Origin of the sequence: Prolixibacter denitrificans (assembly GCF_003014495.1) — a bacterium.
Classification (GTDB): domain Bacteria; phylum Bacteroidota; class Bacteroidia; order Bacteroidales; family Prolixibacteraceae; genus Prolixibacter; species Prolixibacter denitrificans.
Genome location: NZ_PYGC01000007.1, coordinates 73,665 through 97,259, shown reverse-complemented (window position 1 = coordinate 97,259; position 23,595 = coordinate 73,665). Strand labels below are relative to the sequence as shown.

The following is a 23,595-nucleotide window of genomic DNA, read 5'->3' as shown; positions in this document are numbered from 1 at the left end:
TCATTTTAACTTAAATAATCATTTTATGAACAAAACAACTGGCAAGCGCCAGGCATCCGAAGTGGTGACGTTCAAAAAGTGGGGCCGGAAAGGATACTCCGTCTTCAGCAGCCTGCACAAAGTTTTGCGCATTGGCTCGCTGGGAGTGATGTATCTCCTGCACGCCTTACCCTCGAACGCAGCAACCAACCTTATGGATGCCCGCCGCGACACCCTTGATCTGACAAAGGATACCCATCCGGTCGGTGAGGTTGTGGTGAGTGCGCAACGTGCCCCTGTAACCTTCTCGCAGGTGGCTCGTGTCGTTACCGTAATCGGGAAGGACGAAATTGAGGCTGCTCCGGTTCAGAGTATTCAGGACCTTTTAGAGTATGCCCTAAATGTTGATGTACGACAACGCGGCAATTTCGGCGTCCAGGCCGATGTCAGTATCCGCGGTGGTTCTTTCGACCAGGTTTTAATCCTTCTCAACGGCATCAACATCACCGACCCACAAACGGGTCACCACAATTTAAATCTCCCCATCAGCCTCGATGCAGTGGAACGCATCGAAATCCTCGAAGGGCCCGCATCAAGGGTTTACGGACCCAACGCCTTCAGCGGAGCCATTAACATCATTACCGGAACCAGTGACCATTCGAATGTAAAAGTACGCGCAGCAGGCGGACAGCACGGCTATTATAATGCCGGTTTGTCGGGTACCTGGGTTTCGAAACACATGAAAAACTTCGTGGCAGCTGATTACCGGAAATCCGATGGTTACATTAGCAACACGGATTTCAACATCGGTGAAGGATTCTACGAGGGGAAAATCATGACCAATGCAGGCAACCTGGAAATCCAGACTGGTTATACCAACCGGGGATTTGGAGCGAACAGCTTCTATACGCCTGCATTTCCCAATCAGTACGAGCGTATCAAAACTACTTTCGCGTCAGCTAAAATGGAGACCGGAAAGGTTGTGCATTTCACGCCATCGGTTTACTGGCGGCGGAACCAGGACAAGTTTGAACTGTTCCGTGGTATGGTCGATGCGCCTTCGTGGTACACACAGCACAATTATCATCTGACCGATGTGTACGGAACGAATCTGAATGCCTGGTTTACTTCACCGTTAGGGAAAACAGCGTTTGGTTCCGATTTCCGGAGTGAAAACATCTGGAGTACCGTGTTGGGAAAAGAAATGGACAAGCCAATTAATGTTCCGGGAGAAGATGGAATTCAGTTTACGAAATCAGATTCCCGGACCAACTTCAGTATATTTCTGGAGCATTCGGTTTACTTGAAAAACTGGATGTTCTCGGCCGGACTGATGACCAACTGGAACTCGCAGCTGGGGATGAAATGGAATTTGTACCCCGGAGCTGATATCAGTTGGAATTTCAGCAAGATAGCCCGCTGGTATGCATCGGTGAATAAGTCACTGCGTATGCCAACCTTTACCGATTTGTATTACAGTAGTCCGACGAATGTCGGAAATCCGGATTTAAAACCGGAAGAAGCAACCACTCTGGAATCAGGTATCAAATTGGAACAGAAAGGTCTGATAGGGCACGTTTCCTGGTTTCATCGCTGGGGAAAGAACATGATCGACTGGGTTCATCAACCCAATGAGACGGTGTGGCACGCCGAGAACCTGACGAAAATAAATACCGACGGAATTGAGTTTTCGGCGCGCGTCAGTCTGGACCAGCTGCTTGGACAGAAAACGTTCCTGCACTATGTGGAAGTATCGTACGCCTGGATGAACCAGAACAAGCAGAGTGGGATTTATGCGTCGCGCTATGTGCTCGATTACATGAAGAACAAGCTCGATATCGGTATTTCGCATGCTATCTGGAATCATTTCGGTGCCAACTGGCAGTTCTCTTATCAGGATAGAAACGGCGCTTACACCCAATGGACCGGAACCGGCTATGGACAAGAGGTAGATTACAAGCCATTCTGGTTAGCTGACGCCCGTTTGTATTGGAAGAAAAAAGGAACGAATATCTACATGGGAGTTTCCAATCTGTTGGATAGAACCTATTACGATTTCGGAAATCTGGTACAGCCAGGTCGATGGATTCGCTTTGGAATTATGCAGCAAATCGATCTCTGATAATATCTAAAAGGATTCAGTCCGGGATGTTGGAAAAAATACGTTCCGGATTGAATCCACTGAACAGGTGTCAACGTTTTGCGCCAATTTATTTACTATATTCGTGCACCAAAAAATAAGAAACGAAGCATATGTTAAAAGGAATTTTGGCGATTTCCGGTCAGCCCGGACTTTTTAAAGTAGTATCCGAAGGAAAGAATAACATCATCGTAGAATCGTTGCTGAACGGTAAAAAGATGCCGGCATTTGCCAGCTCTAAAATCAGCTCGCTGGAAGATATTGCCATTTATACTTCGCAGGAAGATGTTCCGTTGAAAGAAGTCTTCAAAAACATCATGGAGAAGGAAGATGGTGGAAAGGCCATCAGCCATAAGGCATCAACCGAAGAGCTTACCAATTATTTTGGTGAAGTTTTGCCTGAGTATGATCGCGACCAGGTTTACATTTCCGATATCCGGAAAGTGATTCAGTGGTATAATCTGCTTCAGGAAAAGGAGCTGCTTAACGACGAAGACGAAGAAGAGTCAGAAGAAAGCGAAACTTCGGAAGAAGCTGATGATAGCAAAGAATAAAACTTACATTTAGATAGAAAAGAGGGCATTCAGTTTAGAGTGCCCTTTTTTTATTGCAGAAATTTCTCGAGCACATGAAACAGATCTTCGAAATCGAGTGGCTTGGAAAGGAAATCATCGGCACCCACTTCAAATGCCTTCTTCCGATCCTGCTCCACGGCATTAGCCGTTTGGAAAATAATCGGAATATCGTTCTGTTCTTTTCTTAGCTTTTTTGTCAAATCAAACCCGTTGATGTCAGGCAGACGAATGTCCATTAGTATAGTCGAATATTCGTTATTTATTAAATTGTCTAACCCTTCGCTTGCATTTTGAGCAAAATCAACTTTACATCCTGTCTCTTTAAGTAGTCTTCTCAACAGGAAGAAATTACTCCGATCGTCGTCAATCAACAGAATTTTCTTACCGGTCCAGTCGTACATTTCCGGGTCAAAAGCTAACTCATCAGGTGAGGTATTTTCGGGTTTGTGATCCGAACCGGCAGGGAAGGGAAGTGTTAGATAGAAAGTGGTGCCTTTACCAACTTCCGAAGTAAAATCGATAGTTCCACCGAGTAGCTCTGCAAAACCTTTCGCGATAGACAATCCCAGGCCAGTGCCTCCGTATTTGTTTAGGTGCGTGTCCTGCGCTTGTCTAAATCGTTCGAAAATGGCCTGGCGTTTATCATCAGGAATTCCAATTCCCGAATCCTTAACGAGAAAGCGAATCTGCGAATGGTCGATAATTTCGTAACCAAATTCAATCTCACCTTCTTCGGTAAATTTAAGTGCATTGTCAACCAGGTTGATGATGATTTGTCGCAATCGGCCTTCGTCGCTGTAAATAAAGCTTTCGTTGTCCTCCAATGTAGTCGTAACTGACATACTCACCTTCGAATTCGAAAGACTGAGCTTCGGCTGAAAGAGTTTGTACAGGTCATTCAGCATCCGGTTAACCGAAAAACGATTGCGAACAATATTAATCTGGCCGGCTTCAATCTTCGACAGGTCGAGGATGTCGTTGATAATCGTGAGCAGTTTATATCCGCTTTGCGTGATGTTTTCCAGGAAGTCCTGTTTTTCATCCTCACCAATATTCGACAGTTTCAGCAGCTCGGCGAAGCCCATTATTCCGTTCAGCGGAGTCCTGATTTCATGGGACATGTTAGCCAGGAATGCCGATTTCAATTTGTCGCTCTCCTCCGCTTTTTCCTTGGCCACCAACAGTTGCTGTTGCGCCTCTTTCATGAGCGTAACATCCCGCGATACGGCGAGAATGGAAATGATCTTGTTGTTCGTCGAAAACTCGGGCGTGAGGCGCCAGAGCATGATGACCTGTTTCCCTTTTCTTTTGTGGTGCGTCTCGATGTGTTTCGATTCGCCGGATTTTAAAACATAATCCAGCGTTTCCTGCCATTTTTTCCGCTGGCTTTTCTTCCATACTTTCTCAGGAAGTGGTTGACTCATGATATCAATCAGCCGGACCTGAAAAAGCTCTTCTGCTTGCCGGTTCAGGTACGTTACCCATTGATGACTATCGTAGCGAATAATGGCATCCTGATTATTTTCGGCCAGGCTTCGGAACTTTTGCTCGTTAACCATGAGCGAAGTTTCGGTCATTTTTCGCTCACTTACGTCTTCCAGTATCGCTGCAATTTGATTTCCCTGCAAAGGATAAGCTGTGATTTCGAGGTATCGCCCCGTATCTTTAATGAAGAATTCTTCACGGATAACCGATTGACTCTTCAGTATTTCTTCGATATACGGAAACCAATAGCGCGACTGCCTTCCCATCAAAGTGGAAGCAAGTTTGGCGGCATACTGAGTTCGGGAAATGCCGGTTACTTCTTCAATCGCTTCGTTAACTTCAGCAAACTGAAAATTTACAATGCGATCATTTTCATCTTTTATTACATCGATGATCATAAAGCCGTTGCGCATATGCGAAAATAAGGACCGGAATCGCTGTTCGCTGGCTTTCAGCGATTCACTAATGGAAGTCTGTGTGGTGATATCCTCAATCATGCACACGATATACTGAACGTCATTGCTATCGGATTTAATGGAAGAAGCGGTTACTTTCAGCCATAAGGTTTCAGAATTATCCAATCGGTAAGCTTTGGTCATCACGAGCGAATCTGTCCGGCCGACAATTAACCGTTTCAATGCCTCCCGGGCATCGTTCACGTCATCGGGGTGCATGTGCCGGGCAATGTAATTCATGTCAATTCGTTCACCGCGGGCATTCAGAATGCTGACAAACCGCTCATTCCACATGAAAAGCTTGCCGTCACCGTCGAGGATAATGATACCCAACGGAGCATTTTCAAAGATTGATGAAAGCCGATTCTGACTTTGTTTTAAAGCGTTTTCAGCTAATTTCCTGTCGGTGATATCGAGTAATGAAGTAAGAATGGCGTATACATGTCCGGCGTCGTTCCTGAGCGGCGTTATTGCCACCAGTCCAAATAACAGATGACCATTCTTGCGCTCGAGCCTTACTTCGCGGGTGATTTCTTTTTTCTTTCCCTGAAAAATTTGTCCAACTTCGAAAAGCAGTTCTGAATGATCATCGGGATGAATGATCTGGTTCCAGTTCATCACCTTGAATTCTGCCTGCGAATATCCCAGCATCGTACAAGCCTTATCATTTACTTCGGCAAAGGAATGATCAGCTAAAGCGATGATGTTTCCAAGCAAGCTGGTATCGAAGAACTTACGGAATTTCTGCTCTGATTCGAGCAGCGCGCTTTCGGCCAGGTTTTGTTTGGTGATATCCCGCAGGTTGCTCAGCAGAAGTTTTTGATTATTAACCTGAATGGCAGTGATTTGAATTTCAGCATCAAACAAATACCCTTTATGACTCAGATGTTCCCACCTGAATACCGGTTTCTTTCCGGATAAAGCGTCTTGGAAAATGTTCAGTGCTTTTTCCCTGGAAAGTGCTCCATCGGGTTGCGTTTCAGGTGATAATTCCCAGGGGAAACGCCCGATTAACGCCTCACGTTCCATTTCAAAGAGATCGTTAGTTTTGCGGTTACAATCCACTATCTCGCCCGACTCCTTTAATAAAAGAATAGCGTCGTTAGACATTTCGAATAACTGGCGGAATTTTTTTTCGCTTTCCGATTGTTTTTCTTCCGCTTTTTTCAAAGAGCTGACATCGCGTGAAATCTGGAGAATATAAGGCGTCGTCCCGTTATCGGACCAAATTCGGGTAAAGCGGGTGTCCATATGGTGAACAGAACCATTGCGAGCGAGCACGCGGTATTCGGCAACCGAACTGCCAGAGGTCAACGCCTGACAAATCGCATCGTCATAAGCCATTTTGTCTTCCGGGGAAACCAGGTTGCGCTCCAGCAACTCCTGTTGGTCTGACTCGTCAAAGCCCAGCGATTGGTAGTAGGCCGTATTCACCAGTACTTTTGTCTGGTCTTCCTTCAGTAAAGCAATCCGGTCGTTGGCGCCATTAATCAATGCACGATAGGAGGTACGGTTTTCTTTCTGCGTTGCATCAACGGTAAAAATGTCGGAAATGTCCCTGATGGCACCGGTTATTATTCTCTGCTTATCAGGAGTAACATCCAGCCGGACATTTTCCTGAACCAGCAGAATACTTCTGTCTTTTCTGACGATACGGTAGTTGAGAATCCGGTTCGTTCCGGGCGTTAGCGCCGTGTGCTGGCGGTCGATGTACTCCAAATCCTCCGGATGCACAACGGTGTCAAGGAAAGAGTAGAACCGTTCGTCTGTTTCTCCACGCTGATACCCGGTGATTTTCAGCAATTCATCCGACCAATATCCTTTGGAACCGTCATCTTTGAAATACCCGGTTCCAGTCAGGTCATGAATCTTCTCCAGTTCTTTTACTCTGTTTTCCAATTCAGCTACACGTTCCCGAAGCCGATGGATGTCATTGCTTTCCGCCATTTATTCCTGTTAAATAAAAATAAATGTAGACAAAAGGGGAGTCTCGACAAAATAACGAACAAAAAAAGGGGAATCAATCGATTCCCCCGGCTTATCTTGTAATGGTGTTATTACTGAATGTTCTTCGCCAATACATTCAGCAGTTTTTGAAAATCTTTCTGGCTATAGCCGACAGAATCAAAAATAATTTTCCCGGCTTGGTCGATAACGAAGGTGCGGGGAATGTACTGATCGGCAAACAAGCTAAAGATTTTCCGCTTTTCATCAGGAATGATGGGGAAGGTGTAGTGATTCTCCTTCTTGAATTTATCCAGTTCCGTCGCTTTCTGCTCACGACCGAAAACAAACAGGGCAAAATTGGGATTGTCCTTGTATTTGTCCCATATTTTTGTCTGAACTTCAGGAAGCTCTTTCCGACAAGGCGGACACCAGGTGGCAAAAAAATCAATTACGACCACCTTACCTTTGAAATCAGCAATGGAGACCTTTTTCCCGTTTTGATCGTGAAATTTGAATTCAGGAACCGGTTGTCCCGTTTCTACCTTTGTTCCTTTTCCATCGGCGAAAGCCAATGTGGCAAAAGCCAGAAACAGGCTGAGGAGGATGGTTTTTTTCATCTGATTTATTTTAATGAATACCCATCAACTAAATCATTAGTTAATGATGGAAATTATCAAAGATTCTGCTTAATGTAGTTCGTTACATTTTCTTCAATACGAGCTGCAACATCGCTGGCTTCAGCTTTCTGAAATTTGTCGCCGGTGATTTTTTCAAACAACTCAATGTAACGCTCAGAAACCTGGTTAACGAAATCTTCATTCATTTCCGGTACTTTTTGGCCTTCTTGTCCCTGGAAACCATTTTCTATCAGCCACTGGCGTACAAATTCTTTTGATAGCTGCTTCTGTTTTTCGCCTTTGGCCAGTCTTTCTTCGTATCCATCGGCATAGAAATAGCGCGATGAATCAGGCGTATTAATCTCGTCGATCAGGTAGATTTTTCCATTTTTCTTACCGAATTCATACTTGGTATCCACCAAAATCAATCCTTTTTCGGCCGCCATTTCCGTTCCCCGCTGAAATAATTCGCGTGTGTATTTCTCCAGTAATACGTAGTCTTCCTCGCTTACCAATCCCTGGGCCAGAATTTCCTCACGGGAAATATCTTCATCATGGCCTTCATCGGCTTTGGTAGTAGGAGTGAGCAACGGTTGATCGAACTTCTGATTCTCTATCATTCCTTCCGGGAGTGGAACGCCGCACAACGAGCGTTTTCCGTCGCGGTATTCGCGCCAGGCGTGACCGGTGAGATACCCGCGAATGACCATCTCAACCTTAAACGGTTCGCACATATGTCCAACGGTTACCATCGGATCCGGAGTAGCAATTTTCCAGTTCGGAACAATGTCCGAAGTTGCATCCAGGAACTTGGCTGCAATTTGGTTCAGAACCTGTCCTTTGTAAGGAATCCCTTCAGGGAGCACCACATCGAAGGCAGAAATACGGTCGGATACAATCATTACGAGGTGGTCGTCGTTGATGTTGTACACATCACGTACTTTTCCTTTGTAAACGCTTTTTTGTCCGGGAAAATTGAAATCTGTCTGAGTAATGGCTTTACTGCTCATGTTGATTAAGTTTAACGGTTTTTATATTGCTTATTTCGAATCGTCGTAACGGTCGTACGCCTCTACAATGTCGCGTACCAAACGGTGCCGGATAATATCGCCCTTGTCGAATTCGATGATGGAAATTCCTTCCAGATTCTTTAAAATCCTTAGTGCCATTATCAAACCCGACGGCTGCTTTTTCGGCAAATCAATCTGTGTAATATCGCCGGTAATTACATACTTGGTATTCAGTCCCATCCGGGTCAAAAACATTTTCAGCTGGGGGATGGATGTATTCTGTGCTTCATCCAGAATGACGTAGGCATTGCTGAGCGTTCGCCCCCGCATAAATGCCAGCGGTGCAATCTGAATTACACCATCTTTCAGGAACTCTTCCAGCTTACGCGGAGGAATCATATCGAGCAGCGCATCGTACAATGGCTGCAGGTACGGATCGATTTTTTCTTTTAAATCTCCCGGTAGGAACCCCAGATTTTCTCCAGCTTCCACTGCCGGACGACTCAAAATAATCCGCTTGATTTCACGGTTTTTCAACGCGCGAACGGCCAGGGCAATGGCCGTGTAGGTCTTTCCGGAACCAGCCGGTCCGATGGCAAAAATCAAATCGTCGTTCTTTGCTTTTTCGACCAGTTTTCGCTGGTTGGGCGTGCGGGCACGTATCGGTTTTCCGGAATTTCCGAAGAGTAAAATATCTTCCTGTCCGGGAAACTGTTGCTCGATTGTCGTCACCGCGTCCATCATAATTTGATGAATGCTTTCTTCCGACAAGGAATTGTAGTGGTAGTAATGGTCAAGAACCAGCTGAAATTTTGTGGTAAATTCCTCTATTTCTGCAGGGTCACCTTTTACTTTAACATTGTGCCCGCGGGCTGTGATGATGAGTTTTGGGAAGTAGGATTTTATCAGTTCAATTTTACTGTTCCTTACTCCAAAGAAAGAAGTATGTTCTACGCCTTCGAGTTCAAAAATCTTTTCGATCATAAACAGTTATTATCACCTTTCTGAGAGGCACTACAAAATAAACACTTTTTTTCGTGTTGCTAAGGTAACAGCCCAACAGATTAACCCTACACAAGAATTTGTTAACTTCGTTCGCAAATCAAAACTCGGGAAAGCCGAATTGGTTCAGAGAAAATGAATTTTATTACCAAAAAATAATCAATAAATGGCGAAGAAAGAACAGCTGGAGGCCTTCGGAAAGTTGCTGGATATTATGGATGAGCTTAGGGTAAAATGTCCCTGGGACCGCAAACAAACCCTTGAATCGCTTCGCAAGTTGACCATTGAAGAAACATACGAACTGGGAGATGCCATCATTGAGCGCGACATGGCGGAAATAAAAAAGGAATTAGGCGATATTCTACTGCACATCGTTTTTTATGCCAAAATCGGTGACGAGATGGAAGCGTTTGACATCGAAGACGTGATCAACTCGCTTAACGAAAAGCTGATTTACCGTCATCCGCACGTATTTGGCGATGTTTCAGTGGCAGATGCTTCCGAGGTAGAAGAGAACTGGGAAGCGCTCAAATTAAAAGAGAAAGGGCGCAAAAAGAAAGTATTGGAAGGTGTGCCGGCTTCGCTTCCAGCATTGATAAAAGCCAATCGTATTCAGGAAAAGGTGAGGGGAGTAGGCTTCGACTGGGAAGAACGCGAACAGGTTTGGGACAAGGTGAAAGAAGAGTTGTCGGAAGTTGAACACGAAATGAGAGCAAATGATCAGGCAAAGCTGGAACAGGAATTTGGTGATTTGCTTTTCTCGCTGGTCAATGCCGCACGGTTGTACGATATCGATCCGGAAACAGCGCTGGAACGAACTAACCGGAAATTCATTCGTCGTTTCAATTATTTGGAAGAAAAAACACTGGGAAACGGGCGCTCACTTCATGATATGAGCCTGGAAGAGATGGATCATTACTGGGAAGAGGCCAAAAAGCTTGATAAGAAGTAATCGTGGTAAATAAATTGATGTAAAGAAAAGCGGCCCCCGAAAGGACCGCTTTTTTTAGTTGTTATTGTTATTTTCCAAAGCTTTGGGTGGTTCTGTCGGAGAAACAATTTTCACCACCATCTTATCTTCTTTGGCATTGTAATCAATCGTTATCGTCGAGCCATCTTCAATCCGGTTCTGAATAATGGCTTCAGCCATTTCATCTTCCAGGTATTTCTGAATAGCCCGTTTCAACGGACGTGCACCAAACTGCGGGTCAAAGCCTTTTCCGGCAATAAAATCTTTCGCTTTCGCAGTGATTTTAAGCTTGTAATTCAATGCTTCAACGCGTTCAAACAGTCCTTTCAGCTCAATGTCGATAATCTTACTAATGTGCTCTTTCGACAAGGTGTTGAAGAGTACGACATCATCTACACGGTTTAGAAACTCAGGTGCAAACGCGCGTTTCAAGGCCTTTTGAATGATGTATTTGGCGTGCTCGTTTTCTTCATCCGGAGACTTTCTTATATTGAATCCCAGCCCCTGTCCGAAGTCTTTCAACTGGCGGGTTCCGATATTCGATGTCATAATAATAATCGTGTTCCGGAAATCGATTTTACGGCCTAAACTGTCGGTTAAGCGTCCTTCGTCGAGTACCTGAAGCAACAGGTTGAACACATCAGGATGCGCTTTCTCGATTTCGTCGAGCAGTACAACCGCGTAGGGCTTTCTTCTGACTTTCTCGGTCAGCTGTCCACCTTCTTCGTAACCGACATATCCCGGAGGTGCACCAACCAGACGCGAGACGGAAAATTTCTCCATGTATTCGCTCATGTCGATACGAATCAACGCTTCGGTTGTATCGAACAGGTATTCAGCCAAAACCTTTGCCAACTGGGTTTTACCTACACCGGTTGGACCTAAGAAAATGAAGGTACCAATCGGTTTATTCGGATCTTTCAGTCCGGCACGGTTACGCTGAATTGCCTTGGTAATTTTTGTCAGCGCTTCATCCTGACCAATCACATTTGCTTTCAGGTCGGCCAGCATATTTTTCAGCTTTTTACCTTCCGCTTCGGCGATACGCTGTACCGGAATACCCGACATCATGGAAACAACATCGGCAACTTGTTCTTCGCCAACGGTTTCACGATGACTTTCCAGCTCTTTTTCCCAATCTTCCTTCTCTTTGTCGAGGTTTGCAAGCAGGTTTTTCTCCTTGTCACGGAAGCTGGCAGCCAATTCAAAATTCTGGCTTTTTACCGCCTGGATTTTTTCGTTCCGGGTATCTTCAATTTCCTCTTCTAACTTCACAATCCGATCGGGAACCGTAATGTTGGAAATATGAACGCGGGAACCCGATTCGTCCAGCGCATCAATAGCCTTATCGGGAAGATGCCGGTCGGTAATGTAGCGAGTCGTCAGCTTAACGCAGGCGTCAATAGCTTCCGGGGTGTACATCACGTTGTGGTGATCCTCGTAACGTTCTTTAATATTATTCAGAATCTCGATGGTTTCCTCAATGCTGGTTGGTTCAACCATCACTTTCTGAAAACGACGTTCCAGTGCACCATCTTTTTCGATGTGTTGACGGTACTCATCCAGTGTGGTTGCGCCAATACATTGAATATCACCACGTGCCAAGGCCGGTTTCAGCATATTGGCTGCATCCAGCGAACCGGTTGCTCCGCCGGCACCAACGATGGTGTGAATCTCATCGATGAAAAGAATCACGTTGTCCACTTTTGAAAGTTCATTCAGGATTGCTTTCATTCGCTCCTCGAACTGACCGCGATATTTGGTGCCAGCTACGATTGAAGCCAAATCGAGGCTAACCACGCGCTTGTCAAACAGCACACGGGAAACTTTCTTCTGAGCAATGCGCAATGCCAAACCTTCGACAATGGCCGATTTACCAACGCCAGGCTCACCAATCAGTACAGGGTTGTTCTTTTTACGACGACTCAGCACCTGGGCAATCCGTTCAATTTCTTTCTGGCGGCCAACTATCGGGTCAAGACTTCCTTCAACCGCAGCCTTGGTAATATCAATACCGAAATTATCGAGTACCGGTGTTTCTGTTTTAGGGGAAGAACCTTTGGCACTTCCGGAACCGCCTGTACCGCTGCCACGACCACCATACATTTCATCCTGGTCATCACTGTCTTCCGGAAAATCGGATTTGTTTTCTGTCTTCGAAAGGTGCTCCAATTCCGTCTTCACGTCATCGTAACCGAGTCCATAGTCGTTAAACAACTGACTAACCAGACTATTTTGATCTTTCAAAATAGCCAGAAGCAGATGTCCGGTACTAATGGTCTGTTCGTTCAATGAGCGCGCTTCGAGGTACACTATTTTGAGGACCTTTTCGGTACTTTTCATCAATGGTACCGATGCATCAGGTTCCAAAGGCTTATCATTAATAACTGCTTTCTCCACATCCTTTTTAATGCCGGAAAAGTCAATTCCTAATTGGGTCATAATATCAATGGCAACGCCTTCACCGTCCCGGAGAATCCCGAGGAAAAGGTGTTCGGTGCCTATATGATCATTCCCCAACCGAATGGCTTCTTCACGACTGTAGGAAAGGACGTCTTTTATTCTGGGTGAAAATTTTGAATCCATACTCATCAGCTAACTGTGTTTGCAATTGCTTATCAAATACTGTTCCGGGGAATCCGGAATTACTAAAATAGCTATTATTTCAGTTTTTTCATGATGTTTTAGCCAAATTAACAACCGACTGTACATGCATGTTCAGTGGATTTGCGCTGTAAACGAGAAAGTTTACCTATTCATAATTTATTAGCTGTCAAAATAGGTAAAATAACTGTCTTTTCGTCATTAAAATGCATAAATAATATGTAAAGCAGCAACTTGAATTTGTTAGTAAATTGAAGCGCAAATAATTCACTGAGATACCCATATTTTACTATTTTTGTGTGACCTTAAAAGACACGTTAGAAATTTTTAATTTAAAATAAATGGCTGACGGAGAAAAGATAATTAAGATAAATATCGAAGAGCAGATGAAATCTGCCTACATCGATTACTCGATGTCGGTGATTGTATCGAGAGCTCTTCCGGATGTTCGGGACGGGCTGAAGCCTGTTCACCGAAGAATCTTGTTTGGGATGGGAGAGTTGGGAATCTACTCCAATCGCTCGTATAAGAAATCAGCAAGGATTGTTGGTGAAGTGCTGGGTAAATATCACCCTCATGGTGATTCCTCGGTATATTTTGCCATGGTTCGTATGGCACAGCAATGGTCCATGAGATACCGGCTGGTTGATGGGCAGGGAAACTTCGGTTCAGTTGACGGTGACAGTCCTGCTGCCATGCGGTACACGGAGGCTCGCCTCCAGAAACTTGCCGAAGAGGCATTAGCCGACCTGGACAAGAATACGGTTGATTTTGCACCCAACTTCGACGAGTCGTTGAAAGAACCCACCGTTCTCCCGGCCAAATTTCCGAACCTTTTGGTTAACGGTGCATCAGGTATTGCTGTCGGTATGGCAACGAATATGCCGCCACACAACCTGACCGATACCATTGAGGCGATCAATGCTTATATCGACAACCCGGACATCGAAATGGACGAGTTGATTGATTTAATCAAAGCACCTGATTTCCCGACAGGAGGAATCATTTATGGCTACTCTGGAGTGCGCGAAGCCTACGAGACTGGTCGCGGCCGGATTGTGATGCGTGGTAAATCAGAGATCGAGGTAGCTCCGAACGGAAGAGAAAAGCTGATTATTACAGAGATTCCATACCTGGTTAACAAGGCTGAATTGATTATCAAAATCGCTGACCTTGTTAATGAAAAGAGAATTGATGGAATTGCCAACGTAAATGATGAGTCGGACCGCAAAGGAATGCGCATCGTGGTAGATATCAAACGCGATGACATGGCCAGTGTGGTGCTGAACAAGCTTTACAAATACACACAGCTGCAGTCGACTTTCAGCGTTAATAACATTGCACTGGTTAAAGGCCGGCCCCGCATGCTGAACCTTCGTGACCTGATTCACTATTTTGTCGAGCACCGTCACGAAGTGGTTGTGCGTCGCACACAATATGAGCTGGATCAGGCAGAAAAGAAAGCACACGTCTTGCGCGGTTTGATTATCGCAATCGACAATCTGGACGCTGTCATCAGTTTGATTCGCGGTTCCAAAACGCCGGAAGAAGCGAGAGAAGGTTTGATGACCAATTTCGAGTTGGACGAAATTCAGGCGCGCGCTATTCTCGATATGCGTCTTCAGAAGCTGACCGGACTTGAACGCGATAAGCTGCACGAAGAATACGATGAGCTGATGAAGCAAATCGAACATCTGAAAGATATTCTGGCCAACGAGCCACTTCGGATGCAGATTATTAAGGATGAATTAGCTGAGATCCAAAGTCGCTACGGGGATGAAAGAAAAACGGAAATCATCCATTCAGCAGAAGAATTCAACCCGGAAGATTTCTACGCCGATGATGAAATGGTAATTACCATTTCGCACATGGGATACATGAAGCGTACTCCATTGACTGAGTTCCGCACACAATCGCGCGGAGGCGTTGGCTCCCGCGGTTCGACAACCCGTGATGAAGACTTCCTCGAGCACATGTTCATCGCTACGATGCACAATACCATTCTTCTTTTTACCGAAAAAGGTAAATGTTTCTGGCTGAAAGTGTATGAAATTCCGGAAGGGGCGAAGGCTTCCAAAGGCCGTGCTATTCAGAACCTCCTGAATATTGAACCGGATGACAACGTCAAGGCTTTCATCAATGTCAAGAATCTGAAGGATGAAGAGTACATCAATAATAACTACATCATTCTTTGTACCAAGAAGGGAGTTATCAAGAAGACTTCGCTTGAAGCATATTCCCGTCCGCGTCAAAACGGAGTAAATGCCATTACCATTCGTGAAAATGACCAGTTGCTGGAAGCACGTCTGACCAACGGTAATCACGAAATTATGATGGCGGTTCGTACTGGAAAAGCCATCCGCTTCCCCGAAGATAAGGTTCGGGCCATTGGTCGTACAGGCGCTGGAGTCCGCGGAATTACACTGGGAGGAGAGAACGACGAGCTGGTTGGTATGGTTTGTGTAGAGAATGAAAGCGAGGATATCCTTGTTGTTTCCGAAAATGGATTCGGAAAGCGTTCTAAGATTGATGACTACCGGATTACCAACCGGGGAGGTAAAGGAGTTAAAACGCTGAATGTTACCCCGAAAACCGGATCGTTGGTAGCGATTAAAAGCGCAAGCAACGATGATGACCTGATGATCATTACCCAAACAGGTGTGACCATTCGTGTTCCCGTCGAGGATATTCGGATGACAGGTCGTGCAGCTCAGGGAGTTAAACTGATCAACCTGAAAGATACCGATAAGATTGCATCTGTTGCCCGGGTGAAGGCATCCGAGACTGAAATTGAAGCTTCAGATGATGTATTAGAGGCTGATAATGAATCAAATGATGAAGTATCAGAATAATTGGTTGGAAAGTTTGTACTTTCTGAAAAATCAAGCAAATTTGTAATTAGCAAAATGATAATCAATTCAAACATGAAAAAAGTATTTTTTGTAGCCATTTTACTTCTCGCGGGGACTACTGTATTCGCGCAGAAAGGTAAAGTATCCAGCGCTGAAAATTACAAGGAAAGCGGAAAGCTCGACAAGGCTTTGGAGACAATTGAGTATACAATTAGTCCGGATAATCCAAAATCAGACAAAACACTTGATTGGCCTCGTACCTGGGAAGTTCGCGGTGAAATCTATCAGGCAATTTTCGCCTCAAAAGACGAAAACTATAAAAAGCTGAGCGATAATCCTTTGGAAGAAGCTTACAAGTCATATATGAAAGCTTTGTCATTGGATGATAAAGGCCGTTATACCAACGCCATTAAAATTAAGCTCACATTCCTGATTCAGGATTTGACAAAGGCTGCTGTGAACGCCTTCCAGGCAGAGAAATATGACGAAGCGACCAAGTACTTCGAAAACATTCTCGATGTCGAGAAAACCGATATGTTCAAAAAAGATACACCGGTTGATACAGTAATTATTTACAACACTGGTTTGGCGGCAACCAATGCCAAGCAGTACAAGAAAGCAATTGATTACTTTAAGCAGTGCATCAAGTATGACTATAACGGCGGCGCTTCTTATGGCCAGATCATCAATGCATACGAAGCAATGGGGGATACCACCGCTGCTGTTAATGCAATGAAAGAAGGTTTCGAAGCTTATCCTGAAAGTCAGAATATTCTGGTTTCTCTGATTAACTACTACATGTCGAAAAACAAATCAGAAGATGCCATCTCGTATCTTAACAAAGCAATTGAGAAAGATCCGAAAAACCCGACTTTCTATTTTGCTAAAGGAGCCGCTCTCGACAAACTGGGCCGTTCGGATGAAGCACTGAAAGCTTACCAGCAGGCAACGGAAGTAAATCCGAAATTTGCCGACGCTTATTACAACATGGGTGTGGTTTATTTCAACCGTGGTGTAAAACAGCTGGAAGTTGCTGCGAAAATTCCGCCGACAGAACAGGACAAGTACGAAGCAGAAAAAGCAAAAGCTGATGTTCAGTTCAAGAAAGCAATTCCTTATATGGAAAAAGCCAGTACGCTGAATCCGAAGGATCGTTTTATCCTGGAGCACCTGAAGAATTTGTACTACCGTTTGAAAATGATGGATAAATTCAAAGAAGTGTCAGCAAAGCTCGACAGCTTGAAATAATCTGTAAATAATATCATAAGAGCAGGGAGGCCAAATCGCTTCCCTGTTTTTCTGTTTATAAAAATAACATAATATTAATTATAAGACAAGCATGTTGAAAAGTGAGTAAGGAGTGAATATTAACAGAAATCAATTCACTCAACACAACTTATCACTACAAAATACCGATTCAGGCGGCTTTCTTTATGTGCAACGTGCAGCTTTTAGTAAATATGAAAATCTCATTGAGATAAAATGCCAGCGAATAAACAAAATTGTCTGGATTACGTATGTAGTAGCATGAAACGGACTATTCTCATTATCGGTATAATTTGGTCTGGAATGTTTACATCCCAGGCACAAAGTCATAAATCGAAACAAAGCGAGCAAACTATGGTAAAGAAGACTGACCAAGAATGGAAAGAAACATTGACGCCGTTGCAATATGAAGTTACGCGGAAATCGGCTACTGAAAGACCATTTACCGGCGTTTACTACGATTTCTATCAAAAAGGTACCTATCACTGTGTTTGTTGCGGTGCTTTGCTGTTCGATTCCGATTCCAAATTCCAGTCAGGTTGTGGCTGGCCCAGCTTTAGCGATATCGCGAATAACAAAAACATCAAGGAAGTAAGAGATACCAGTCACGGTATGATTCGGACGGAAGTACGCTGCGCACACTGTGGTGCTCATTTAGGGCATGTTTTCAATGACGGCCCGCCACCAACGGGCCTGCGTTACTGTATTAATTCTGCTGCCTTAAAATTTGTACCCGATACTGCGGCTGAATCAGTAAAATAAAAAAACACCGTCTCAGCAATCTGTGGCGATGTTTTCAGTTGGTGTTACGTAATAACATGTATTTCATCAGGATAAATTTGTCGAATAATAATCTTCCAGGCTCAAATCAATAATCTCGTTGAGATCGGCAATGATTTTCTTTTTGGGAGTTTTACTGAACGACACGTCATTTTCCTGCTTCTCGCCAATAACTTCCTTCAGAAGATACATGGCTTTAATCATTTTTCTCAATTTCTCTCTCTTTCTTCTCATAACTCAAGGGATTAGAGGTTAACAATATAAAGTTACGGCCTTTCAGTCAGAGAGAAATGAATAAAATTGTTATGTAAAGGTTAAATAAATATCACAGAGGCTCCTACTCCATATCAATGGAACGGGTAATGTAGCCTGAATAATCCTTAATACGCGGCTTGTATTCTTTGTGAAACAGTTCTGATGAAATCAGAAAATCTGCCGTTGAACGGTTTGAAGCCGTCGGGATATTGTACAATACTGAGATACGCAGTAAAGCTTTCACATCGACGTCGTGTGGCTGTGGTTGCATCGGGTCCCAGAAAAAGATAACCATATCGATCAAGCCTTCGCAAATCATTGAACCCAGTTGTTGATCTCCACCTAATGGTCCTGATTTTAAGCGGGTTACTTCGGGTGGAACCGCATCGTTTTCAATGCATTTCTGGTTGATGGTTTCCTCTACCAATCTACCCGTAGTACCGGTTCCTACCAGCGAATGCTGAGCCAGCTCTTTCCAGTTGTAGCTAACCCATTCGATCATATCTTTCTTCCGGTTGTCATGGGCAACCAGTGCAATTCTTTTCTTCTTTTTCATTATTTCTGTCATTATATCCTGATTTATTCCACACAGGCGGTAAATCCTGATATTATTTTGTCGTAAAACTAATAAATAAACATAACATCAGAGACGAAAAAATGCTTACCAAAACTTCAACTTATCCTGAATAAGCAACATAATGCCCGATTTGTGTTCATATTCTCTTAATGAGTACTTGTCGTATTTCTGTATTCCGTTTTCACGGATAATGGAACCAGCCAGTTGGGCGTACTGGCTTTTTTCCGAATACCGACTCAAATATGGCAGCAAATCAAGCGACGAAGCGCCTTTCCAACGTTCCTTCCGAAACTTCTTGTAATACGGTACTCGGGCAATGGTTAGATAATAGTTGCTGATGGACTGAATGTAAGAGTCATAGCTCTTAAGGTAGACCGTCCGTCCGTTGCGCTTGTATTTCGAAGCAATACGTGAATCGTCGCTGTTGAACGACCAGACGCCGAAAATGTTATTTCCCTTACGGAAGAACCGAGAGGTACCCCAACCTGATTCCAGCGCTGCCTGCGCAATTACCAGACTCACAGGATGGGGGTAAATCCTCCGTTTCAGCACATTGACGGAATCAGTCCGATATTTCGAGAACATACGATGAAGGAAAACGGTATCAGCCGGAGCGATCGGATCACCTTTAGCTTTCCGGTCCTCAATGTATTCGACATGCCGCAGGTCTTCCAGTAACTGGTGGCGAACGATCAGAACGGCCGGGAGCATAAACTGGATAAATTTTTCTTTGCGAACCTGTGGATCGAGATCGGTAAAATCGGGAACTCCCTGGTATTTAACCGGAACAATAGTGGAATCGCCGGGTGGAATAATGCTGTCGACGCTGGTAATGTTTTTCTCCAGCATCTGTATATTTCGGGTTTTGAATTCGGGTGTTCGGGTCAGTAAAGCAACTAATATCACTATTCCGGTAACAACAATAATTTGAAATAGTCTGTTTCTTTGCCTTAGTTTCATAAGTTGAAATTATGCTACAAATGTAGCCTAAATATACGAATACCATGCCAGGGAGAACCTCCCGCAGCATGGTATCGTTTATCTTGTCAATAAATTGTATCTGGTAATCAGCTAAATGACTTCTTAAGGTCAGCTACCCAATCTTCGATACGTTTATTGGTTTTACGTGCCTGATTTTCCTGGTCAAGCGCAAGTCCTGCAAATTTGTCACCCCGAACGCTTCTTGAGCTTTCGAAGTTGTAGTCATCGGCCGAAACAAAACCAACGAGCTCAGCGCCCTGCTGTTCCATCAGTTTGCCCAGAATGCCAATTCCGTCACAGAAATTTTCGGGATAATTGACCTGGTCACCCAATCCGTAAATGGCAACTTTTTTGCCTTTTAGGTCCATCTCTTCGATGGCCGGAACAAATTCATCCCAGTAGTTGGGTAATTCGCCGTCAAACCAGGTTGGAACGCCCAGAATCAAATTGTCATATTTCAAGAAAGTCTTCTCATCCACTTCTTCCACATTAATGGCCTCGATGCCTTTTTCGTCAAAAGCTTTCTGTATTTTCTCGGCCACTTTAGCGGTTTTCTGTGTATGGAAACTATAGAATAATCCTATTTTTTTCATTTTCTACTGATTAATCTTCAACTAAAGTTTTAGTACTTGAGCAATTTGGCCATCGCATCGTAAACCTTATCATCGTTCGGAAGAATGGCTTTTTCAAGAATACGGTTAAAACCAACAGGTGTGAAGGTTGAACCAACGCGTTGCACCGGACCATCGAGGTATTCGAACGCTTCCGACGTAATGGTCGCAGCGATTTCGCCACCAAAGCCGGCAAACACTTTATCTTCGTGAACAACAATTGCCTTGTTGGTCTTCTTAACCGATTCGAGAATGGTTTCCTTATCGAGCGGAATCAGTGAACGCAGGTCAATTACTTCTACGCTGTAGCCTTCTTCTTCCAGTTTGTTAGCTGCATTAAGACACATATGGGTTGTATTACCATAAGTGATAACAGTCAAATCGGACCCTTCTTTGCGCACGCGTGCCCTGCCGAAAGGTACTTCAAATTCTTCAGGGATTGGCGTAGCGGCAATCGGTGAGTTGTAAAGCGCTTTCGGTTCGAGGAATAACGTCGGTCCTTTGGAACGAATGGACGTACGAAGCAGTCCGGCTGCATCGTCAGCAAACGACGGATACACAATGCGGATACCCGGGAATGTCGATAGAGCACCTTCAATGGTCTGTGAGTGATATAAACCACCACCGATGTATCCTCCGGAAGCCAGACGAATGGTCACATTCGGAGAAAATTTACCGTTGGTTCGCCAGTATTCGTGCGTCATTTCCACAAACTGCTCCATTGCCGGCCAGAAATAGTCGGCAAATTCAGCCCCTTCTACCACAATACGGATATCCTCTTTGAAGCGGGACATTCCGTTGGCTGTTCCTGTGATATAGTCCTCGGCAATCGGGCCGTTAAATACGCGCTCGATACCGAATTCCTGCTGCATTCCTTTCGAAACGTTGAAGATACCGCCTTTGTCCTTGTTGGCCATATCCTGTCCCCAAATAAAAGTATCGGGGTTGCGACGGAATTCCTCTTTCAAGGTACCGTTCAAAGCTTCGATTAGTTTCTTTTTATCGCCGTCTTCGTTGTGGGTTCCGTCAGGGTAATTTTCTGACACGTAAGGCTCGGGAAGTACAAAATCGAAGATAGATTCCGGATCCGGATCCGGAGCTTTCAGCGCTTTCTTGTGTACATCCTTAACTTCCTGTAAAGCCTTGTTGGTCAACTCGTCCAGCTCATCTTCCGTGAAGCGGTTGTAACGAAGCAACATCCGGCGGAATTTGCCCAGCGGGTCGTATTCCGACACATAATTCAACTCGTAATCGTTACGATACAGTTCGTGACGGTCGGAATTCGAGTGTGAATGAATACGCACGCAGTTGGCCTGAACAATCACCGGCATCTGGTTCTCAATCGACCACGCTTTTGCTTCAGCCATGGCATTCATCGAATCGAATACGTCCTTACCGTTACAATGGATGATACGCAGATTTTTGAATCCGGTGAAGTTATTAGCCACTTTTCGGTTGGCCGTCTGGTCACGTTTCGGAACCGAAATTCCGTAACCATTATCCTGTAAAACGAATATCACGGGTAGTTGCTCGTTCGAAGCACCGTTGATGGCTTCATAAACGTATCCTTCAGACACCGACGATTCTCCCTGCGAACTGATGGAAACGCCCTTGTGTTTGTAATAACGCATGGCACGTCCCACACCAACAGCATGAAGCGTATGGTTACCGGTACACGATGAAACGTTGTGAATGTTCCACTCGGGTTTACCAAAGTGGTTCGACATGTGCCGGCCACCCGAAGTAACATCAGTTGCTTTCGAAATTCCGTTCAGGATTAACTCTTCGGAAGTCATCCCAGCCGAAAGGTTGGTCAGCATATCACGGTAGTAAGGAAACAGGTGGTCTGTTTCCTTATCGAAAACCTGACCAATGGCCAGCTGGATTCCATCGTGACCGGCGTATGGTGCATGGTACGACCATCCAATCGCCTGTTTCAGGTAATTGGGAGCCTTTTCATCAATAGCACGACCAACGGTCATTAGGTAAAACCACTTAGCCAGGGTCTCCTTATCGGTCTTCTTAATATGGTATTTCTTGGGAACTTCAAGTTCGTGAAGATTCTCTTTCATTTTATCTCCTTTTGTAGTAATAATCTTTTATCCGTTTGTCAATTAGATTTCGCGGTTGGGATCATGTTCTTCCAGAATATCAGCCACGCGGCGCAGGAATTTACCACCCAACATTCCGTCAATCACACGGTGGTCGTATGACAGCGACAGAAACATTTTGTGACGAACCACGATAGCGTCGCCGGTAGGTGTTTCCATAACAGCCGGTTTCTTTTCGATGGTACCCACAGCCAGAATAGCTGTTTGCGGCTGGTTGATAATCGGAGTTCCGATGATGTTACCAAACGAACCGAAGTTGGTAATGGCAAATGTTCCGCCCTGCAGATCGTCGGGCCCCAGGTTGTTCTTACGTCCCAGCGCAGCCAGACGATTCACGTCTTTGGTCAAACCAAGCAGATTCTTCGTATCGGCATCTTTAATAACCGGAACTACCAGGTTATTATTCTCGGTAGCTACCGCCATACCAATATTTACATGCTTGCGCAGAACAATATTATAACCGTCAACCGAAGAGTTTACATACGGGAACTCAGCCAATGCTTTGGCAACAGCTTCCGTAATCAAGGGCATGAACGTAATTTTCTCACCGTATTTCTCCTGGTATTCGCCCTTCACTTTGTTTCGCCACAGCACCATATTGGTCATATCGGCTTCGACAACTGAAGTTACGTGAGGTGCTACATGTTTCGATGTCACCATGTGGTCGGCAATCATCTTGCGCACGCGATCCATTTCCACGATAGTATCTTCGGCACCGATGGAAACCGATACTTTGTGTTGTTGAGCTTGGGGAGCAGCTTTGGCTTCCTGTGCAGGTGCACTGGCCGCTGCGGGTTGAGCAGCTTTTCCGGAGCCACGGTTTTCGAGGTAAGCCAGAATATCCTTCTTCTGAACACGACCTCCCTGGCCACTTCCTTCAATCGATTCGAGCTCGTCAAACGAAACGCCTTCTTTATCGGCAATGCTGCGAACCAGCGGTGAATAGAACCGGCCCGATTGTTTGTTTACATTTCCTTGCGGAGCACCGGAATCTTTCGGTGTTTCCGATTTTTCTTCCTTGGCGGCAGGTTGTTCCTCTGCCTTTTTATCGGTAGTCTCTTCCGAAGAAGTATCATCTCCTTCGTCTTCCCCATCCATTGAAATCAACATAACAACTTCCCCAACCGCAACCAGGTCATCTTCGTTGTATTTAATTTCTTTTACCTTACCGGCAACCGGCGAGGGAATTTCCGAATCCACCTTATCGGTAGCAATTTCGAAAAGAACATCGTCCTCTTCAACAGTATCGCCCTTTTTGACAAACATTTTGGTGATTGTAGCCTCCTGGACACTTTCACCCATTTTGGGCATCATCACTTGAAAATCAGACATTGTAATTAAACGGTTTTATGGTGAATGATTATAAATCAATTTTTTT

General features: G+C 44.7%; 17 protein-coding genes. 6 read left to right on the top strand and 11 right to left on the bottom strand.

Translation table 11 applies throughout. From position 1 onward, the window contains the following. The first annotated feature begins 25 nt into the window (after positions 1–25). Both CLV93_RS13700 and CLV93_RS13695 read left to right on the top strand, forming a co-directional pair. Positions 26–2,101 carry a TonB-dependent receptor plug domain-containing protein gene (locus CLV93_RS13700; RefSeq protein ID WP_106542778.1) on the top strand — a complete coding sequence of 692 codons (2,076 nt, stop codon included), beginning with the start codon at positions 26–28 and terminating at the stop codon, positions 2,099–2,101. 131 nt (positions 2,102–2,232) lie between these two features. Further along, positions 2,233–2,673: a DUF5606 family protein gene (locus CLV93_RS13695; protein ID WP_106542777.1), complete on the top strand. Its 441-nt coding sequence runs from the start codon at positions 2,233–2,235 to the stop codon at positions 2,671–2,673. A gap of 50 nt (positions 2,674–2,723) precedes the next feature. Here the strand turns inward: CLV93_RS13695 and CLV93_RS13690 are convergent, their stop codons facing one another. From CLV93_RS13690 to CLV93_RS13675, 4 genes are all read right to left on the bottom strand, one after another. Beyond that, positions 2,724–6,581, bottom strand: coding sequence for a PAS domain-containing hybrid sensor histidine kinase/response regulator (locus CLV93_RS13690; RefSeq protein WP_106542776.1), 3,858 nt, complete (start codon positions 6,579–6,581; stop codon positions 2,724–2,726). A 110-nt stretch (positions 6,582–6,691) separates the two neighbouring features. Beyond that, complete coding sequence (locus CLV93_RS13685) at positions 6,692–7,198, bottom strand: TlpA family protein disulfide reductase (protein WP_106542775.1); 507 nt, start codon at positions 7,196–7,198, stop codon at positions 6,692–6,694. A 56-nt stretch (positions 7,199–7,254) separates the two neighbouring features. Further along, positions 7,255–8,208, bottom strand: coding sequence for a phosphoribosylaminoimidazolesuccinocarboxamide synthase (locus CLV93_RS13680; RefSeq protein ID WP_106542774.1), 954 nt, complete (start codon positions 8,206–8,208; stop codon positions 7,255–7,257). A 30-nt stretch (positions 8,209–8,238) separates the two neighbouring features. Next, the gene (locus CLV93_RS13675; protein WP_106542773.1) at positions 8,239–9,192 is read right to left on the bottom strand and encodes a PhoH family protein; all 954 of its coding nucleotides are present in this window, start codon (positions 9,190–9,192) and stop codon (positions 8,239–8,241) included. Positions 9,193–9,376: 184 nt separating this feature from the next. Here CLV93_RS13675 and mazG point away from each other — a divergent pair, with 184 nt between their 5' ends. Then, positions 9,377–10,162 (top strand): nucleoside triphosphate pyrophosphohydrolase, encoded by a 786-nt coding sequence (gene mazG, locus CLV93_RS13670; RefSeq protein WP_106542772.1) that lies wholly within the window; start codon positions 9,377–9,379, stop codon positions 10,160–10,162. Positions 10,163–10,216: 54 nt separating this feature from the next. Here the strand turns inward: mazG and CLV93_RS13665 are convergent, their stop codons facing one another. After that, on the bottom strand, positions 10,217–12,766 hold the full coding sequence (locus tag CLV93_RS13665; protein ID WP_106542771.1) for an ATP-dependent Clp protease ATP-binding subunit: 2,550 nt from the start codon (positions 12,764–12,766) through the stop codon (positions 10,217–10,219). 359 nt (positions 12,767–13,125) lie between these two features. Between CLV93_RS13665 and gyrA the strand changes: the two genes are divergently transcribed. The 3 genes from gyrA to msrB all read left to right on the top strand — a co-directional run bounded on the left by gyrA (position 13,126) and on the right by msrB (position 17,664). Further along, positions 13,126–15,636, top strand: coding sequence for a DNA gyrase subunit A (gene gyrA / locus CLV93_RS13660; RefSeq protein WP_106542770.1), 2,511 nt, complete (start codon positions 13,126–13,128; stop codon positions 15,634–15,636). 72 nt (positions 15,637–15,708) lie between these two features. Beyond that, positions 15,709–16,884: a tetratricopeptide repeat protein gene (locus CLV93_RS13655; protein WP_170108954.1), complete on the top strand. Its 1,176-nt coding sequence runs from the start codon at positions 15,709–15,711 to the stop codon at positions 16,882–16,884. A gap of 372 nt (positions 16,885–17,256) precedes the next feature. Continuing rightward, positions 17,257–17,664, top strand: a complete 408-nt coding sequence (gene msrB / locus CLV93_RS13650; RefSeq protein ID WP_211297848.1) for a peptide-methionine (R)-S-oxide reductase MsrB — start codon at positions 17,257–17,259, stop codon at positions 17,662–17,664. A gap of 66 nt (positions 17,665–17,730) precedes the next feature. On the opposite strand, the gene CLV93_RS20130 is transcribed toward msrB, so the two are convergent. The 6 genes from CLV93_RS20130 to CLV93_RS13625 form a co-directional block, all read right to left on the bottom strand. Continuing rightward, positions 17,731–17,916 carry a hypothetical protein gene (locus tag CLV93_RS20130; RefSeq protein ID WP_146142027.1) on the bottom strand — a complete coding sequence of 62 codons (186 nt, stop codon included), beginning with the start codon at positions 17,914–17,916 and terminating at the stop codon, positions 17,731–17,733. A gap of 103 nt (positions 17,917–18,019) precedes the next feature. Further along, positions 18,020–18,505 (bottom strand): methylglyoxal synthase, encoded by a 486-nt coding sequence (locus tag CLV93_RS13645; protein ID WP_211297847.1) that lies wholly within the window; start codon positions 18,503–18,505, stop codon positions 18,020–18,022. 93 nt (positions 18,506–18,598) lie between these two features. Then, entirely contained in the window at positions 18,599–19,363 is a 765-nt protein-coding gene (locus tag CLV93_RS13640) for a glucosaminidase domain-containing protein (RefSeq protein WP_170108953.1), read from the bottom strand. 218 nt (positions 19,364–19,581) lie between these two features. Beyond that, on the bottom strand, positions 19,582–20,088 hold the full coding sequence (locus tag CLV93_RS13635; protein WP_106542766.1) for a flavodoxin: 507 nt from the start codon (positions 20,086–20,088) through the stop codon (positions 19,582–19,584). Positions 20,089–20,117: 29 nt separating this feature from the next. After that, positions 20,118–22,178, bottom strand: coding sequence for an alpha-ketoacid dehydrogenase subunit alpha/beta (locus CLV93_RS13630; protein WP_106542765.1), 2,061 nt, complete (start codon positions 22,176–22,178; stop codon positions 20,118–20,120). A 42-nt stretch (positions 22,179–22,220) separates the two neighbouring features. Continuing rightward, positions 22,221–23,549, bottom strand: coding sequence for a dihydrolipoamide acetyltransferase family protein (locus CLV93_RS13625; protein WP_106542764.1), 1,329 nt, complete (start codon positions 23,547–23,549; stop codon positions 22,221–22,223). Positions 23,550–23,595 lie beyond the last annotated feature (46 nt).

What these genes read in the sequence shown, in the direction of transcription:
- CLV93_RS13700 (WP_106542778.1), top strand. Translation starts at nt 26, where the DNA reads ATGAACAAAACAACTGGCAAGCGCCAGGCATCCGAAGTGGTGACGTTC.
- CLV93_RS13695 (WP_106542777.1), top strand. Translation starts at nt 2,233, where the DNA reads ATGTTAAAAGGAATTTTGGCGATTTCCGGTCAGCCCGGACTTTTTAAA.
- CLV93_RS13690 (WP_106542776.1), bottom strand. Translation starts at nt 6,581, where the DNA reads ATGGCGGAAAGCAATGACATCCATCGGCTTCGGGAACGTGTAGCTGAA.
- CLV93_RS13685 (WP_106542775.1), bottom strand. Translation starts at nt 7,198, where the DNA reads ATGAAAAAAACCATCCTCCTCAGCCTGTTTCTGGCTTTTGCCACATTG.
- CLV93_RS13680 (WP_106542774.1), bottom strand. Translation starts at nt 8,208, where the DNA reads ATGAGCAGTAAAGCCATTACTCAGACAGATTTCAATTTTCCCGGACAA.
- CLV93_RS13675 (WP_106542773.1), bottom strand. Translation starts at nt 9,192, where the DNA reads ATGATCGAAAAGATTTTTGAACTCGAAGGCGTAGAACATACTTCTTTC.
- mazG (WP_106542772.1), top strand. Translation starts at nt 9,377, where the DNA reads ATGGCGAAGAAAGAACAGCTGGAGGCCTTCGGAAAGTTGCTGGATATT.
- CLV93_RS13665 (WP_106542771.1), bottom strand. Translation starts at nt 12,766, where the DNA reads ATGGATTCAAAATTTTCACCCAGAATAAAAGACGTCCTTTCCTACAGT.
- gyrA (WP_106542770.1), top strand. Translation starts at nt 13,126, where the DNA reads ATGGCTGACGGAGAAAAGATAATTAAGATAAATATCGAAGAGCAGATG.
- CLV93_RS13655 (WP_170108954.1), top strand. Translation starts at nt 15,709, where the DNA reads ATGAAAAAAGTATTTTTTGTAGCCATTTTACTTCTCGCGGGGACTACT.
- msrB (WP_211297848.1), top strand. Translation starts at nt 17,257, where the DNA reads ATGGTAAAGAAGACTGACCAAGAATGGAAAGAAACATTGACGCCGTTG.
- CLV93_RS20130 (WP_146142027.1), bottom strand. Translation starts at nt 17,916, where the DNA reads ATGAGAAGAAAGAGAGAGAAATTGAGAAAAATGATTAAAGCCATGTAT.
- CLV93_RS13645 (WP_211297847.1), bottom strand. Translation starts at nt 18,505, where the DNA reads ATGACAGAAATAATGAAAAAGAAGAAAAGAATTGCACTGGTTGCCCAT.
- CLV93_RS13640 (WP_170108953.1), bottom strand. Translation starts at nt 19,363, where the DNA reads ATGCTGGAGAAAAACATTACCAGCGTCGACAGCATTATTCCACCCGGC.
- CLV93_RS13635 (WP_106542766.1), bottom strand. Translation starts at nt 20,088, where the DNA reads ATGAAAAAAATAGGATTATTCTATAGTTTCCATACACAGAAAACCGCT.
- CLV93_RS13630 (WP_106542765.1), bottom strand. Translation starts at nt 22,178, where the DNA reads ATGAAAGAGAATCTTCACGAACTTGAAGTTCCCAAGAAATACCATATT.
- CLV93_RS13625 (WP_106542764.1), bottom strand. Translation starts at nt 23,549, where the DNA reads ATGTCTGATTTTCAAGTGATGATGCCCAAAATGGGTGAAAGTGTCCAG.